Below are 15,328 nucleotides of genomic sequence, written 5' to 3' on the forward strand. Positions count from 1 at the left end.
CCCTCCGGCTATGACTGCATTCTGGATATGGCTGGGTATCCATATCCAGACTGGGGCGGCAATGATAAATTGACGCACCCAAAATTAATAGGTAGTTTTACATCAATTTTCCCAGGAGCCCCCCCATGAGATCTGCTGCCGCACTAGCTCTGCTCTGTTGCCTTTCCCTGTCGGCCCAGGCAGGACTCAACAAGTGGGTGGATGAGAACGGAAAGGTCCACTATTCGGATTCCCCGCCCACCGGGGCAAAGGTCGAATCGGTACGCAACATCACCGGAAAAGGCCAGGAATCGGCCCCGGCCGACTACTCATCCAAGAGTTATACCCAGCGCGAAGCCGAGCTGAATAAAGCACGCCAGGAGAAAAAGGAAGCTTCCGAGAAGTCCGCTCGCGAGACTGCCCAGCAGCAGGAAAGGAAGCAGAACTGCGCAGTCGCACGGGAGAACCTGCGTGCGCTTGAGAGCGGTGCCCGTTTGGTCACCTATGACGAGAAGGGTGAGAAGCGCTTCCTGGATGATGCCGATCGCGAACAGCGTCTGAACAGCGCCCGCGAAGCCGTCAAAGCCAACTGCGACTAGGCTGCCACCGGCGCGGCGCTTGCGTCGCGCATCCGCATCGCCTCTTCGATATCCACCGATACCACCTTGGAGACACCGCGTTCCTGCATGGTCACGCCGACCAGTTGCTGCGCCATCTCCATGGTGATCTTGTTGTGGCTGATGTAGACGAACTGGGTCTTGTCCGACATCTTCTGGATCAGCTTGCACAGGCGCTCGGTGTTGGTGTCGTCGAGCGGCGCATCGACTTCGTCCAGCACGCAGAACGGCGCCGGATTCAGCTGGAACAGCGAGAACACCAGGGCGATGGCGGTCAGTGCCTTCTCGCCGCCGGAGAGCAGATGGATGGAAGCGTTCTTCTTGCCCGGCGGGTGCGCCATCACCTGCACGCCGCTGTCGAGGATCTCCTCGCCGGTCAGCACCAGGCGCGCCTCGCCGCCGCCAAACAGCACGGGGAACATCTCTGACAGGTGGCGGTTCACTTCTTCGTAGGTGGCCATCAGCAGGTCGCGCGATTCCTTGTCGATGCGGCGGATCGCCTCTTCCAGTGTGCCGATCGCCTCGTTCAGGTCTTTCGCCTGCGCATCGAGATATTCCTTGCGCTCCTGCGCCGTCTGTAATTCCTCCAGCGCGGCGAGGTTGACCGCGCCCAACGCGGCGATGTCATTGGCGAGGTGCGACAGCTCAGTCTGCAGGCCGCCGATCTTGGCGCCTTCCAGCAAGGGCTGTAGCGGTTCTTCGTCCACGCCCTGCAGCTGTTCCGACCATTGTTCGAACTGCAGGCGCGCCTCCTGCTCCTTCAGCGTCAGCTCGTTCACCCGCTCGCGCAGCGGATGCAGCTTCTGCTCGCAGGAGAGTCGTGTCTGCTCCAGCTGGTTCAGGTTGAGCGTGGCATGTTCCAGGGTGTTGCGCGCTTCGGCCAGGGATTGTTCCTGCACCTGCCTTTGCTGCAACAGCGCCTGCAATTGCGTCTGCGCATCGCCTTCGGTCAGGTTCGCCAGTTCCGTCCGGCTGGACTCCAGCGTCTTTTCCAGCTCCTGCAGGGTCGCTTCGTGATGCTCGATGTTCAGCCCGAGGTCGGCCAGCTTTTCGGCGCAGGTCTTGGCGAAGAACCGTGCTTCCTGCAGTTCGCGCTGGGCATGGTGGGCGCGCTCGCGCACTTCACGCAACGCGGCTTCCTGCGCATTGGCCTGATAGCGCGCCTGATCGCATTCGATCTGTTGCTGGTCCAGCCGCGCACGTTGTTCGGCCATGGTCTGCGCGATCTCTTCCAGCTGCTGCTGTGCCTCGCCCGCACGCGCGGCCAATTCTTCCATCTCCTGCGAGATCTGCGCGCTGCGTTCCTGCGTGCGTTCGTTGGCCTGCGTCAGCTTCAGGATCTGCATCTGCAGCTGGTGCTGGTCCTGCTGCAACTGCGCCGCGCTGCCGCGCAGGGCGGCGATGCGGCCTTCCATCTCATGATGGGTCTGTTCGGTCTGGGCCACGGCTTCTTTGCCTTGTTCCAGCGCGGCGCTGCGCACGCCGGCTTCCTGCTCCAGCAGTTCGATCTCGCGCTGGCGCGCCAGGATGCCGTGCACCTGGCTGTCCGGGGCGTGGAACAGCACGCTGTGCGCGCCGACCAGATGCCCCTGCGGTGTGACCAGCCAGGTCCCGGCGGCCAACTGGGCGCGGCGCGCCATGGCAGTCGGCAAGTCGTCCACCGCATAGATGCCGTGCAGCCAGTCCTGCAGCACCGGCGCGGAACGTTCATCCTGCACACGGACATAGTCGGCGAGCGGTTTCAGCCCGGGCAGCGGCACGGCACTGCTGCCCGCCCCGTCGGCGGCGTACAGTGCCAGCTTGCCCGGCGGCTGGTCCCAACGTGCGGCCTCATCCAGCCGGGCCAGCGGCAAGGCATTGATGCGCTCGCGCAGCACGGCTTCCAGCGCGTCTTCCCAGCCCTGCTCGATGCGGATGGACTGCCACAGGTGCGGAGCCCCCTCCAGGCCGTGGCCCTGCAGCCAGACTTTCAGATCCTGGTCGTTGTCGAGTTGCGCCTGCAACTGCTTCAGGGCATTCAGGCGCGCCTCTGTATGGCCGAGCTGGCGTTCCAGGTCCTGCGCGGTGAGCCGGGCATTGCGCCGCGCCTCGTCGGCCTGGGGCAACTGCGCCTGTAGCGCGGACAACTGCGCCTGCTGCATCTCATGCTCGGCCTGCATCCCGGCTGAACGCTGCTGGGCCTGCGCCAGGGCCTCGGTATCGGGGCGCGGCAGGTTGTCGCGCTCCAGCATCAGCCGCGAACGGCGGCTGTCGAGCTGTTGCAGGTTGCTCTGGATATGGCCACGCTGGGTCTCGGCCAGCTGCAGTTGCTGCTGCAGGCGCAGTTGTTCGCGCTGCATCTCGTTGGATTTCTCCTGCGCGAGGCGGGCCGTTTCTTCCGCCTGCGGCAGGTATTGCGCCTCGTTCTCGGCACGCTCTTCGCATACGCCGACGCGCACCGCGCCGTCCTGCTGCTGTTCCTGCCAATGCGTCTGCAAAGAGCGCAAGCCCTTCAGCTGCGTCTGCTGCTGGGCGATCTGTCGTTCGCCGTTCTGGATCTGCTGCGCCAGACGGTTGCGCTGCTCGTTGATGAAAGCCAGTTGCTGTTCCAGGCGCGCCACCTCGGCATTGGTCGCATACAGCTCGCCCTGCCGCGCGTGCACCGCGTCGGACAATGTGAAATGCTCGCTGCGCGCGCCTTCCAGCTTGCTCTCCACTTCGCGCAGGCTGGCGATCTCGGCTTCCAGATCGTTCTTCGTCTTCTCGACCTGTTGCGCATGGCGCTCGCGGCGGGCGGCGGCCTCCTGTTTGTTCAGCAGCCACAGCAGCCGCTGCGTGGTCTCGCGCCGCGCTTCGAGTTCACGGTAGGTCTTGGCCACTTCGGCCTGCTCGCCCAGATGGGTGAGCTGCTTGCCCAGTTCCTGCAGGATGTCGGAGACGCGCGACAGGTTGACACGGGTGTCGGCCAGGCGCAGCTCGGTCTCGCGCCGGCGGTCGCGATACTTGGAGACACCGGCCGCCTCTTCCAGGAACACGCGCAGCTCTTCCGGCTTGGCCTCGATGATGCGCGAGATCATGCCCTGTTCGATGATGGCGTAGGCACGCGCACCGACGCCGGTGCCGAGGAAGATGTCGGTGATGTCCTTGCGGCGCACCGACTGGTTGTTGATGTAGTAGCTGGAATCGCCGTCGCGCTGCAGCACGCGCTTGATGGAGATCTCGCCATAGCTGGCCCACTGGCCGCCGACCTTGCCCAGCGAGTTGTCGAACACCAGTTCCACACTGGCACGCGACACCGCCTTGCGGTTGCCCGAGCCGTTGAAGATCACGTCCTGCATGGATTCGCCGCGCAAGGCCGAAGCGCGCGATTCTCCCAGCACCCAGCGCAACGCGTCGATCACATTGGATTTGCCGCAGCCGTTCGGCCCGACGATGCCCACCAGCTGCCCGGGCAGCGAGATGTGGGTGGGATCGACGAAGGACTTGAAACCGGCGAGTTTGATCTGGCTAAGGCGCAATTTGCAGACGGGTAGACGTTATAATGCGCCGCATTCTAACTGAACTCCCAAGGGCCACCAACAATGACCACCAAACCAGCCAAGACACTGGAGACTTTCCCCAATCCCCAGCCCGGACGTGATTACCACATCCACATGGAGATCCCTGAATTCACCTGCCTTTGCCCCAAGACCGGCCAACCCGACTTCGCCACACTGATCCTGGATTACATCGCCGACCAGCAATGCGTGGAATTGAAGAGCCTGAAGCTCTATATGTGGTCGTTCCGCGAGGAAGGCCATTTCCACGAGGACGTGACCAACCGCATCCTGGACGACCTGGTGGCCGCTACCCAGCCGCGCTTCATGCGCCTGACCGCCAAGTTCTATGTGCGCGGCGGCATCTTCACCAACGTCGTGGCCGAACACCGCAAACCGGGTTGGCAGCCCGCACCCCGTGTAGAACTGAGCAGTTTCCACAGCCAGTCCAACACGCGCGGCTGAATCCATGGAATATCGCATCATCGGCAGTAGCGACCTGAAGGTCTCCGCCCTGTGCCTGGGCACCATGACCTTCGGCGAGCAGAACACTGAGGCAGACGCGCATAGCCAACTCGATTATGCGGTGTCACAAGGCGTGAACTTCATCGACACCGCCGAGATGTATCCGGTCGCGCCGCGCGCCGAGACGGTGCACCGCACGGAAACCTATATCGGCAACTGGCTTAAACGGCAGCCGCGCGACAAGCTGGTCATCGCCACCAAGATCGCCGGCCCGGCACGCGGTTTCAGCTGGATACGCGGCGGTCCGCGCGTCAACAGGGAACACATACATGCCGCCATCGAGGGCAGCCTCAAACGCCTGCAGACCGACTACGTCGACCTGTACCAGATCCACTGGCCGGACCGCTATGTGCCGATGTTCGGTGCTACCAGTTACGATGCCACACAAGAGCGCGAAGCCACCGCGGTCGCCGAGCAATTGCACGCACTGGGGGAACTGGTCAAAACCGGCAAGGTGCGCCACATCGGCTTGAGCAACGAGACGCCATGGGGCGTGATGGAGTTCGTGCGCTGCGCCGAACAGCTCGGCTTGCCGCGCATCGTCAGCATCCAGAACGCCTACAGCTTGCTCAACCGCACTTTCGAAGCCGGGCTGGCCGAGGTCTGCCATCACAGCCAGGTCGGACTGCTCTCCTACAGTCCTCTGGCCTTCGGCTGGCTGACCGGAAAATATCTTGCCGATCCCCGTGCGCATGGCCGCATCACCCTGTTCCCCGGCTTCGGCCAGCGCTACAACAAAACGAATGTCCCTGCCGCGACAAAGGAATATGTGCGCATCGCGCAGGAAGCGGGCCTGACACCAGCCACGCTGGCGCTGGCTTTTGCCAGAACGCGCCGCTTCACCGGTAGCGTCATCCTGGGCGCGACGACACTGCAGCAATTGGAAGAGAACCTGGATAGTGCAGAAGTGACGCTGACTGAAGAGACGCTGGCCGCCATCGAAACGACACACCAGCACTACCCCAATCCCGCCCCATAACCTTACGAAAAACAAGCTATGATGCGCGCACCTGACCAAACCCTCCGGAGGATCTGTAAATGCTGAAGAAAGTGATTGCCGTCGTTCTGATCGTGCTGACTGCAGGTGCATGGTTATATCTGGATCATTTGAACAAGCAGGAGCAGATGCTTGCGGAGCAAGCGCGACAGGAGATGATCCAGGCGCGCGCCGAGGCGGCAGCCCGCGCGGCGGCGAGAGCCAAGTTCGAAGCGGAACTGGCGGATGCTTTCAACACCTGCAAGGCAACGGCAGATCAGGCCAAGGAAGACTTCCTGACGGCGAACCGCAAGCCGGTCAAGCGCAAACCGGGCCAATTCACGATCCCGGCAGAGATCGCCGCTCAGGCCGATGACACCTTGACTGCAGCCTATGTGGAGTGCCAAAAGGCGCACGACACCCGGCTCGCGCAAGGCAACTAGGCTCCTTCAGCCCCAGTCAATGCCGCACCGCGACTACGGTGCGGCAGCTCCAGATAATGCCGGGTCTGCATCTCGGCCAGGCGGCTGGCGATGCGTTGCGCTTCGCTGTCATGCCTGCCCGTCGCATATAACCCCTCCAGTGGCACCGCAAAGCTGGCAGCCAGCTTCACATGGTTGTCGTACAGCACGTCGATCAACCAGGTGAACCTGCGTGCGGCGGCTCCGTTCTCGGCAGTCAACTGCGGGATACCGGAGACAAGCACCGTCGGGTAGCGATGCGCGATATCAAGATAATCCGACTGGTCATGGTTGCCACCGCATAGCTCAGCGAAATCGAACCACACCACTTCACGCGCGACACGACGCGCCGGTATACGGATGTTGCGAACCTGAACGGACTGCGCTTCCGAACCGGCACCTGCCGTCAGACGATCGAACAATGAGGCCAGCTGCCTTTCGTTCTCCTCAACCTCGCCGAACATGAACAACGGATCGCGTTCCATCTGCAGCAGGCGGTAATCCGTCTCGCTATCCAGATGCAACACCTTCAGCTCGCGCTTGATCAGCGCGATAGCCGGCAAGAAGTTCTGCCGCTGCAGGCCGTGCAGATAAAGCGCGTCCGGCTCGATGTTGGAGGTGGTCAGCAATACCACACCGCGCTCGAACAATGCTCCCAACAAGCGGCCGAGGATCATCGCATCGGCGATGTCGTCAACATGGAACTCATCCAGGCATAACAAACGGGTCGACTGCGCGATAAGGTCGGCCAGCGCGATCAGCGCATCGCGCTCGTGTGCCAGCCGCTTCATCTCGTGATGCACTTCGAGCATGAAATGGTGGAAATGGATGCGCCGTTTGCGTTTGTATGGCAGGCACTCGTAGAAACCGTCCATCAGGAAGGTCTTGCCGCGCCCCACACCGCCCCAGATATAGAGCCCCTTGGGTACATCCGGACTCAGCAAGCTGCGCCCCAGGAACTGGTTACGCTTCTGTTTGAACTCGATCAACTGGTTCCACAGGTCCTCAAGTTGCTCGATCGCAGCGAGCTGAGGCGCATCGCAAACGATCCCGGATCGCTGGCACGCCGCCTGATACCAGGTCCTGGGGCTGACTGCAGAGTCTGTACCGGAAGTCATGATCGTGCTTGAACGAACTCGAGTGCATTGCCGTCCGGATCGCGGCAGAACAAAGCACTGCGTCCCGACTGACTGAGGGTGAATGCGACACCAGCCGCCAGCAGATGCGCGGCCAGGGCCTTCACATCTCGCACCATGAACGCCACATGACGGTCGCGCCCGCCATGCAGCGGACGTTCCACACCCGCGTCCGGATCTGGCAACACCATCAGATGGATCTGCTGATCCGGTGCCACGTCGTACCACACACCGTCAAAGCTCATCAGCGAACGTTTGGGATCGGGCTGCAATCCCAGCAACCCCTCATAGAATCCGCGCGAACGTGCCAAGTCGCTGCTGATGAAGGTGGCGTGATGGATGCCCAGGATCATGGTTTGAACGGAACGACTTTGCTTGCTGCCATCTTGGCGCGCTGCCGGGCCTCATCGGTATCGTCGCCGGTGGCCAGCGCCACCCCCATGCGGCGGCGCGTGAAAGCTTCCGGCTTGCCGAACAGGCGGATGTCCGCGCCCGGCACACGCAAAGCCTCTGCCACACCCTTGAAGGCGATGCCCTTTTCATCCATCTGTCCATAGATGACAGCCGACGCACCGGACTCGCGCAACGACGCATCCACCGGCAGGCCAAGGATGGCGCGGGCATGCAGCTCGAACTCGTTGAAGCGCTGTGTGCACATGGTCACCATGCCGGTGTCGTGCGGACGCGGGCTGACTTCTGAGAACCACACGCGGTCGCCCTTCACGAACAGTTCGACGCCGAACAGGCCGAGACCGCCGAGGTCGTCGGTGACCTGCTTCGCGATCTCGCGCGAGCGCTGCAAAGCGACCTCGGACATCACCATCGGCTGCCAGCTCTCGACGTAGTCGCCGTGCACCTGCACATGACCGATGGGGGCGCAGAAATGCGTCTCGATCTCCCCTCCCACCCCCAGTGCGCGCACGGTCAGTTGCGTGATCTCGTAGTCGAAGTCGATGAAACCTTCCACGATCACCCGCCCCTGGTCCACGCGCGAACCGCTGGCCGCGTAGTCCCATGCCTTCTTCACGTCATCCGGGCCATCCACTTTCGACTGCCCCTTGCCGGAAGAGGACATCACCGGTTTGACGATGCAGGGATAGCCGATGCCGCCGTCGATCGCCGCCTGTAGTTCTTCCAGGCTGTCGGCGAACCTGTACGGTGAAGTCGGCAGCCACAGTGTCTCTGCCGCCAGACGGCGTATGCCTTCCCGGTTCATGGTGAGTTTGGCAGCTCTGGCCGTCGGAATGACCCGCGCCAGCCCTTCGCTCTCGATCTGCACCAGCATGTCGGTGGCGATGGCCTCGATCTCCGGCACGATGATCTGTGGCTGCTCTTTCTCGATCAATGCACGCAAAGCGGCACCGTCCGCCATATTGATGACATGCGCACGATGCGCCACCTGATGTCCCGGTGCGTTCTCGTAACGGTCCACCGCGATGACTTCCACCCCCAGCCGCTGCAACGCGATGATGACTTCCTTGCCAAGCTCGCCGCTGCCCAGCAGCATGACTTTGGTGGCGGACGGTGACAGCGGTGTACCAAGGATGGCGGCTTGCATGAGCGGTTCCAGACGATGAATATGAATGCCGGAATTATATCGGAGGAGTAACATGGAATCCCTGATACGTTGCCCGCTTCATCGTATTTTTTCAAAGGAGAAAGAATCATGACGAACATCGCGCAGTTGCTGGGAGAGGAAGCCGACTCCCTGTTGAACCACCGCTGCACCGGCATCCCCAAGGAATCGCTGCATGTGCCCGGCCCGGACTATGTCGACCGCGTGGTGGCGATGAAGGATCGCAAGACCGCCGTGCTGCGCAGCCTGCAGACCCTGTATGGCCACGGCCGCCTCGCCAATACAGGCTACCTTTCAATCCTGCCGGTGGATCAGGGCGTGGAGCATTCCGGCGGCGCCTCGTTCGCGCCAAACCCCATCTATTTCGATCCCGAGAATATCGTGAAGCTTGCCATCGCGGCCGGCTGCAACGGCGTGGCTTCCACGCTGGGCGTGCTGTCGTCGGTCGCGCGCAAGTACGCGCACAAGGTGCCGTTCATCGTGAAGATCAACCACAACGAACTGCTGACCTATCCCAATGAGTTCGACCAGACATTGTTCGCCAGCGTGGACCAGGCCTTCGACATGGGCGCGGTGGCGGTGGGTGCGACGGTGTTCTTCGGCTCGGAGCAGTCACGCCGCCAGATCATCGAGATCTCGGAAGCGTTCCAGCATGCGCATGAACTCGGCATGGCCACCATCCTCTGGGCCTACCTGCGCAACCCGGCATTCAAGACCGCCGACAAGGATTACCACGTCGCCGCCGACCTCACCGGGCAGGCCAACCATCTCGCCGTGACCATCAACGCCGACATCGTCAAGCAGAAGATGGCCGAGAACAACGGCGGCTACAACGCCATCAAGTTCGGCAAGACCAGCCCCAAGGTGTACAGCGACCTCACCACCGACCACCCCATCGACCTGGTGCGTTACCAGGTGGCCAACTGCTACATGGGCCGCGCCGGGCTGATCAACTCCGGCGGCGAATCGGGCAAGGACGACCTGCACCAGGCCGTGCGCACGGCCGTGATCAACAAGCGCGCCGGCGGCATGGGCCTGATCCTCGGGCGCAAGGCGTTCCAGAAGCCGATGCCGGACGGCGTGGCGCTGATCAATGCGGTGCAGGACGTGTATCTGGACAACAAGGTGACGGTGGCCTGAAACAATCAAGAGAACCGCTAAGGACTCATTCGTCCCGGTGCACCCTGCCAGACAGAAGGGTAGCCGAGACGATGAGTGCCGCCCCCACCCACTCACGCCAGTCCATGCGTTCGCCGGCCAGCACCCAGGCTGCGGCGGCGGCGACCACCAGCTCGAACAAGAACAGCACCACCGCACGATTGGCGGGGATATGTGAGACACCGTATTGCACGGCGAAGCTGGTGGCGCACAGCACCAGCCCCATCAACAGCAGCAATCCCCAGAACCCGGCCGGGACGACCGCCAGTTGCTGAGACACGCCACCCTGCCACCACAGGAACGGCAGGGTCAGCACCAGGGTACCCAGCCAGAGGCTGAACGATTTGACTTCCACCGACAGATGGGAGGAGCGGCGCGAGACGACATTGGAGAGCGCGAAGCCCATGCCGGCAGTCAGGCCCAGCCATTCCGACACATTCTGCGGGATCGGCAGGCCCAGCTCCGGCGTCCACAGCATCACCACCGCACCGCCCAGCGACAGCGCGACGATGGCATAGCCATGGCGGTCGAGGCGCTCGCCCAGCAGCCAGCGCGAGAACAGAACGGTCCACACCGGCGCGAGATAGAACAGCAGCAGCACGCGCATCACCTCGCCCTGCAGCATGCCCAGCACGTATCCCAGATTGGCCCAGCCCGCACTGAACACCAGCAGCAAGGCCCAGCCGCCCAGCGACGCACGTTCGCGCCACAGGCGCGGCAGGATGAATGAGCCGCACAGCATGGCGAAACCGTAGGTCAGTCCGGTGGCCAAAGCACCCGATATGCCGGCGTCCTGCAGCACCCGGTAGGGATACCAGATCAATCCCCACACCAATGCACCGCTCAACAAGCCTGCTACCGGCACGACGTTTTTCTTTGCAGTCACTTCCCGCCCCTGTCAGCGTCCTATCGAAACGATGCCTCGACTTGCGTTGATTATCACACAGCCTAATGTGGACGGCAGGCGGAGACCGTCCCGATAACGTACATGCCAGCGTATCTGATCATCAGATCAGTATTGGAACTGGTACAGGTCAGTCGACCTCTTCCCAACCGGTGATCATGGCCTTGATGTGGGACAAGGGGGTATGTCCGGTAGTGGTCAGATAGATGTGCGCGATGAGGAATGCCAGCATCATGAACGCCCCCGCCGTATGGAAGAACGCGACCCACTCCAGCGACAGCAAGCCATCCACGCCCCAAGCCTTCCAATCCCCGAAGAAAAGGTAGAACCAGCCCGTGATCCAGAGCAAGGGGCCGATGAACAGCAGCACACCCAGATAGGCGAGCCGTTGCAGGGGATTGTGTTTCTTCAAGACGGTCGGGCGATAAGGATGCGGCGCGCCCTGAAAGATACCCACCGAGTAAAAGCGGATCATCGCCACGACCTTCTCGGTGGTCGGCAGGTACTGCTTCCACTCCCCGGTCGTGAAATGCCAGAAGATGGCGAACACCCACAGCCCCACCAGCGTCCAGGCGGCGACGGTATGCATCGCCACAGCATCCGCGAAACCGAACAGATGGTAGCTGCCATGCACCTCGAAGCCGGTGAGCAGCATGAAGATGATGAGCAAAGCCTGAGACCAGTGCCAGAAACGTTCGAACTTCTTGAATACGTAGATCCTCTCGACTGTCATTTCATCACCCTGCCTTCCTGCTGTTCACCACACGGATCGCACCGTGCACCACAACGCCGATCAAGGTCAGCAATGCCAGTGCCCAGCCGATTATGTCCAGCCAGCGACTGCCGTCGCGTGCCGGCATATAGATGCCTTCGATATCCTTGAGCCTCCCGTTCTTGCTGTGGCATTGCTCACAACTCAGCGCATCCTGCTTGGGTGCGACCATGTGCGTGATCGGCCAGGTCAACTCGGTCTCGACGAAATCGAACTTGCCGCTATAAGGCAGTCCGGCTGCCTTCATGCCGGTGCCGATTGCCTTCTGCCAATCATAGTTGTGCCACAGTGCGGTCGAATCCTCGCCGCCGGTATGCTGCACGGTCAGCGTCATGTTGACCGTATCGTAAGGTTGCTTGCCGCGATGCACCTTGGTCGGCCAGATGCGTGATTCCGGATCCTCCGGCCCGCCGCCCACCTCACTGAGTTGCACCGGTTTGCTCGGGTCGATCTTGTCACCTATCACCTTGTAGGTGGACGTGCCGTTGAACCAGCGGTATTCTGGAATGACATACGACTCCCACTTCCATTCGCCCTTTTGCGAATCGAAAGCGCGTCGCCCGGCGCTGTCCTTGCGCACCATGCGCTTGCCATCCGGCCCCATGGTGGTGGCCTTGGACCAGTCCCAACTCAACTCGGTGCCTATGTCATTGCGCGCGAACTCCGGGATGTGACAGGTCTGGCAGGCGATGTGGTCGGTATGCTGATCGAGTCGTGCCTGATGGTGCGGCTTGTTGCTGTGGCAGGCCTGGCAGGCTGCCGGATTCTCATCAGACTTGCCGCGTATCGCCGCCTCGCCAGTACGCGCCGCTTCTATGTTGTAGCGGCTACCTGTTATCTCGTGTCGCTTCGTGGCATGGCAGGTCGTGCAGCTGAAGTTCAGGCCTTTTTCGTCCATATGTACGTCCAGATAGCGCCCCGGATGCTGCAGGGAACTGTCCATGTCGCCGTGTTTCGCCCCATTGGCACCCCCACCGAAGAAGTGGCAGGAACCGCAGTTGGAGCGGGTCGGCAACTGGATACTCTGTGCGACTTTGCGCAGATCGACCGCTTCGACGAACTTGCCGGAACCGTGCGGGAACTCGACACGCTTGTACACCGGGTGCCCCGAATAACCAGGCAACTTGCGGTAAGTGCCTGTCCCATCATGGCAGATCAGGCAATCGACGTTCTTCTGCACAGAAAAATCAAAACTCTGGTCCTTCCAGCCATAGCCGGCATGACAGGCCATGCAATCCTTCTCGTTGGAGACGACCGCCGTGCAATAGTTGTTGATGATGTTCTTCTTGCCCCGTACCTGCCCCGTCTTGGGATCCTTCGACTGCCAGGTCCAGTGTTTGGTGTGCTGCACCTGTCGCGCTGCTTCGGTATGGCAGATCAGGCAGGCCTGGGTCACTTCCGGCCCGGTTTTGAATACGCGGTCCAACTCGGGGAACTTGCTGTGGTCGGCAGTCGACATTCTGCCGGCCGCTGCCGCATTCTGTGCATCGGATTCGACCGCCTTGGCAACCGCCAAACCCAAGGACGTCGTCAACACGAGCGTAGCCCCACACATCGCAAGCAGGGCCGTTCTGATAGTAGGTATGTTCATTCCGGTTCTTTCACTACGGTGGAGATGACGAACTTGCTCAGCAGCCTCCGGCGGCGCTTGCCCCCCCTGCTCCGCTGGCTCCCGGCGGGGCCGTTTTGATCATGGATGGTGCCGGCTCATTGGGATCGAACAGCACGAACTTGGCCTGGTCCTCAGCAACCTTGCCCATCACATCACCCACCATGGGACCGAACATCTTGCCCATCAGGCTGGCATTCATCATGCCGATATAGGTCTTGCCGTCGTTCTTTTTGTACACCGACACCTTGCAAGGCATCAGGATGGACAGGAAGCGCACCGAATCGTCCTTCAGTATCGGTGCCGAATATTTCGTACTGCACGCCTCGACCATGATCACCGGCAACACATTCCCCCCGGAAGACTCGACAGCCTTGCCCGGGTTACGCAAACCGGACAGCGCCCAGCCATTACCCACCTTCTGGATATTGTGCTGGATGCGCGCGACCGTTTCTTCGACCCCGAACGGACTCTCGATCTCACGGAACATCAGACTTCCCATGAAGACATACGCAAGCACAGCGACTGCCAGTACACCCGCTGCAAATCCCCCAAACAGTTTCAACATGACTTTCTCCTGATAGACACGATGCGGCGATGACTGAATCGGACCCACTTGATGCCGCGCGACTGCATTGCGGTCATTCTATGGCCATGCTCCGCTCACAGATATGCCTCTTTGGAGCTATCTAACCGCCATCCCCAAGGTATTGCCTCGATCGCTCAAGCGATCCGCATCACCTGCCAGTTGATTATCTCCGAGAGACATGACCGGAAGATTGCACCACTACAGCACTCGATCTTGCCAAGTTGCAGAGCGGATCAAGCGATATTTTTGGCAGCACGCGCAGGTGACGAATATAATCCCGCAGTCCGAAAGATCCTCTCCATGCCGGCTCGCTGATGAACCCATATCTAGACAAGCTCCAACCTTACCCTTTCCAGAAACTGACCAGGCTGTTCGGTGAAGTCAACGCAAATTCGTCACTCGATCCGGTCAGCCTGCACATCGGCGAACCCAAGCACCCCACGCCGCAGTTCATCCGGGATGCGCTGATCGGGGGACTGGATGGTCTGGCGAGTTATCCCACGACGGCGGGCAGCAACGCGCTGCGTCTGGCGATCGCCTCATGGTTGCACAGACGTTACCAAGTCCCGACCCCGAACATGAAGACACAGGTGTTGCCGGTGAACGGCAGCCGCGAGGCGTTGTTCGCTTTCGCGCAGGCCGTGATCGACCGCAGCAAGCCGGATCCGGTCGTGGTCTGTCCCAATCCCTTCTACCAGATATATGAAGGCGCGGCGCTGTTGGGGGGCGCGACACCGCACTTCCTCAATACACTGCCAGAAGACAACTATGCGCTGAACTTCACACATCTGAGCGAAAAAGTCTGGCAGCGCACCCAGCTCATCTATGTATGCTCGCCGGGCAACCCGAACGGCCGCGTGATGCCGCTGGCCGAATGGCAGACCCTGTTCGAGATGAGTGACCGTTACGGCTTCGTCATCGCCGCCGACGAGTGCTATTCGGAGATCTACTTCGGCGACGACCAGCCGCTCGGCGCCCTGAAAGCCGCGCAGCTACTCGGTCGCAGCGACTATCGCAACCTGGTGGTGTTCTCCAGCCTGTCCAAACGCTCCAACGTGCCGGGCTTGCGCTCCGGCTTCGTGGCGGGCGATGCCGCCGTGCTGGAAAGGTTCGCGCTGTACCGGACCTATCACGGCTGTGCCATGAATCCCGCCGTGCAAACCGCAACCATCGCCGCGTGGAACGATGAAATACACGTGATGGAGAACCGTCGTCTGTATGCCGAGAAGTTCGAACTGGCCATCAAGGAACTCAGCCCGGTGTTACCGGTGAGCAGACCGGATGCGGGGTTCTACCTGTGGATCCGCACGCCCATCGCCGATACAGCCTACGCGCAACAGCTCTACCGCGACTATAATGTGTCCGTGTTGCCCGGCAGCTTCCTGGCACGCGAAGCGCATGGGATCAATCCCGGCGCGGATTTCATCCGTCTGGCACTGGTCGCCGGACTGGACGAGACGCGGGAAGCCGTACGCCGCATCGCCGAATTCACCAATAAACTCTAACCAGGA

General features: G+C 61.3%; 14 protein-coding genes. 6 read left to right on the plus strand and 8 right to left on the minus strand.

What is annotated here, in order from left to right:
• Nucleotides 1-125: 125 nt before the first annotated feature.
• Nucleotides 126-578 (plus strand): DUF4124 domain-containing protein, encoded by a 453-nt coding sequence (locus ACYPYQ_RS11755; protein ID WP_459724031.1) that lies wholly within the window; start codon nt 126-128, stop codon nt 576-578.
• Here ACYPYQ_RS11755 and smc read toward each other — a convergent pair.
• Nucleotides 575-4,093: a chromosome segregation protein SMC gene (gene smc, locus ACYPYQ_RS11760; RefSeq protein WP_459724032.1), complete on the minus strand. Its 3,519-nt coding sequence runs from the start codon at nt 4,091-4,093 to the stop codon at nt 575-577. The genes ACYPYQ_RS11755 and smc overlap by 4 nt on opposite strands.
• A 63-nt stretch (nt 4,094-4,156) precedes the next feature.
• Here smc and queF point away from each other — a divergent pair, with 63 nt between their 5' ends.
• The 3 genes from queF to ACYPYQ_RS11775 are packed head-to-tail and all read left to right on the plus strand — an operon-like array spanning nt 4,157 to nt 6,055.
• A complete protein-coding gene (queF, locus tag ACYPYQ_RS11765) occupies nt 4,157-4,576 on the plus strand; it encodes a preQ(1) synthase (RefSeq protein WP_459724033.1) in 420 nt (139 codons plus the stop codon).
• A gap of 4 nt (nt 4,577-4,580) precedes the next feature.
• Nucleotides 4,581-5,615 carry an NADP(H)-dependent aldo-keto reductase gene (locus tag ACYPYQ_RS11770; protein WP_459724034.1) on the plus strand — a complete coding sequence of 345 codons (1,035 nt, stop codon included), beginning with the start codon at nt 4,581-4,583 and terminating at the stop codon, nt 5,613-5,615.
• A 59-nt stretch (nt 5,616-5,674) separates the two neighbouring features.
• On the plus strand, nt 5,675-6,055 hold the full coding sequence (locus ACYPYQ_RS11775; protein ID WP_459724035.1) for a hypothetical protein: 381 nt from the start codon (nt 5,675-5,677) through the stop codon (nt 6,053-6,055).
• Here the strand turns inward: ACYPYQ_RS11775 and zapE are convergent.
• Genes zapE through purT form a run of 3 tightly spaced genes read right to left on the minus strand, consistent with a single transcriptional unit; the run spans nt 6,052 to nt 8,767 of the window.
• On the minus strand, nt 6,052-7,191 hold the full coding sequence (gene zapE, locus ACYPYQ_RS11780; RefSeq protein ID WP_459724036.1) for a cell division protein ZapE: 1,140 nt from the start codon (nt 7,189-7,191) through the stop codon (nt 6,052-6,054). The two genes, ACYPYQ_RS11775 and zapE, sit on opposite strands and share 4 nt — an antisense overlap.
• Nucleotides 7,188-7,562, minus strand: coding sequence for a VOC family protein (locus ACYPYQ_RS11785; protein WP_459724037.1), 375 nt, complete (start codon nt 7,560-7,562; stop codon nt 7,188-7,190). Before ACYPYQ_RS11785 ends, zapE begins: the two co-directional genes overlap by 4 nt.
• Nucleotides 7,559-8,767, minus strand: coding sequence for a formate-dependent phosphoribosylglycinamide formyltransferase (gene purT, locus ACYPYQ_RS11790; protein WP_459724038.1), 1,209 nt, complete (start codon nt 8,765-8,767; stop codon nt 7,559-7,561). The genes ACYPYQ_RS11785 and purT overlap by 4 nt, the downstream gene beginning before the upstream one ends.
• A 108-nt stretch (nt 8,768-8,875) precedes the next feature.
• Between purT and ACYPYQ_RS11795 the strand changes: the two genes are divergently transcribed.
• Nucleotides 8,876-9,925, plus strand: a complete 1,050-nt coding sequence (locus ACYPYQ_RS11795) for a class I fructose-bisphosphate aldolase (protein ID WP_459724039.1) — start codon at nt 8,876-8,878, stop codon at nt 9,923-9,925.
• Between the two features lie 25 nt (nt 9,926-9,950).
• Here the strand turns inward: ACYPYQ_RS11795 and ACYPYQ_RS11800 are convergent, their stop codons facing one another.
• The 4 genes from ACYPYQ_RS11800 to ACYPYQ_RS11815 all read right to left on the minus strand — a co-directional run bounded on the left by ACYPYQ_RS11800 (nt 9,951) and on the right by ACYPYQ_RS11815 (nt 13,796).
• Nucleotides 9,951-10,829: a DMT family transporter gene (locus ACYPYQ_RS11800; RefSeq protein WP_459724040.1), complete on the minus strand. Its 879-nt coding sequence runs from the start codon at nt 10,827-10,829 to the stop codon at nt 9,951-9,953.
• A gap of 148 nt (nt 10,830-10,977) precedes the next feature.
• On the minus strand, nt 10,978-11,580 hold the full coding sequence (locus tag ACYPYQ_RS11805; protein WP_459724041.1) for a cytochrome b/b6 domain-containing protein: 603 nt from the start codon (nt 11,578-11,580) through the stop codon (nt 10,978-10,980).
• Between the two features lie 4 nt (nt 11,581-11,584).
• Nucleotides 11,585-13,156, minus strand: a complete 1,572-nt coding sequence (locus ACYPYQ_RS11810; protein WP_459724042.1) for a tetrathionate reductase family octaheme c-type cytochrome — start codon at nt 13,154-13,156, stop codon at nt 11,585-11,587.
• A gap of 91 nt (nt 13,157-13,247) precedes the next feature.
• A complete protein-coding gene (locus ACYPYQ_RS11815; RefSeq protein WP_459724043.1) occupies nt 13,248-13,796 on the minus strand; it encodes a DUF302 domain-containing protein in 549 nt (182 codons plus the stop codon).
• A 335-nt stretch (nt 13,797-14,131) separates the two neighbouring features.
• Between ACYPYQ_RS11815 and dapC the strand changes: the two genes are divergently transcribed.
• Nucleotides 14,132-15,322, plus strand: coding sequence for a succinyldiaminopimelate transaminase (gene dapC / locus ACYPYQ_RS11820; protein WP_459724044.1), 1,191 nt, complete (start codon nt 14,132-14,134; stop codon nt 15,320-15,322).
• Nucleotides 15,323-15,328: the final 6 nt, after the last annotated feature.

Source organism: Sideroxyarcus sp. TK5, assembly GCF_054601595.1.

Excerpts from the sequence above, each read along its gene's own strand:
- ACYPYQ_RS11755 (WP_459724031.1), top strand. The coding sequence starts at position 126 with ATGAGATCTGCTGCCGCACTAGCTCTGCTCTGTTGCCTTTCCCTGTCG.
- queF (WP_459724033.1), top strand. The coding sequence starts at position 4,157 with ATGACCACCAAACCAGCCAAGACACTGGAGACTTTCCCCAATCCCCAG.
- ACYPYQ_RS11770 (WP_459724034.1), top strand. The coding sequence starts at position 4,581 with ATGGAATATCGCATCATCGGCAGTAGCGACCTGAAGGTCTCCGCCCTG.
- ACYPYQ_RS11775 (WP_459724035.1), top strand. The coding sequence starts at position 5,675 with ATGCTGAAGAAAGTGATTGCCGTCGTTCTGATCGTGCTGACTGCAGGT.
- zapE (WP_459724036.1), bottom strand. The coding sequence starts at position 7,191 with ATGACTTCCGGTACAGACTCTGCAGTCAGCCCCAGGACCTGGTATCAG.
- ACYPYQ_RS11785 (WP_459724037.1), bottom strand. The coding sequence starts at position 7,562 with ATGATCCTGGGCATCCATCACGCCACCTTCATCAGCAGCGACTTGGCA.
- purT (WP_459724038.1), bottom strand. The coding sequence starts at position 8,767 with ATGCAAGCCGCCATCCTTGGTACACCGCTGTCACCGTCCGCCACCAAA.
- ACYPYQ_RS11795 (WP_459724039.1), top strand. The coding sequence starts at position 8,876 with ATGACGAACATCGCGCAGTTGCTGGGAGAGGAAGCCGACTCCCTGTTG.
- ACYPYQ_RS11805 (WP_459724041.1), bottom strand. The coding sequence starts at position 11,580 with ATGACAGTCGAGAGGATCTACGTATTCAAGAAGTTCGAACGTTTCTGG.
- ACYPYQ_RS11815 (WP_459724043.1), bottom strand. The coding sequence starts at position 13,796 with ATGTTGAAACTGTTTGGGGGATTTGCAGCGGGTGTACTGGCAGTCGCT.
- dapC (WP_459724044.1), top strand. The coding sequence starts at position 14,132 with ATGAACCCATATCTAGACAAGCTCCAACCTTACCCTTTCCAGAAACTG.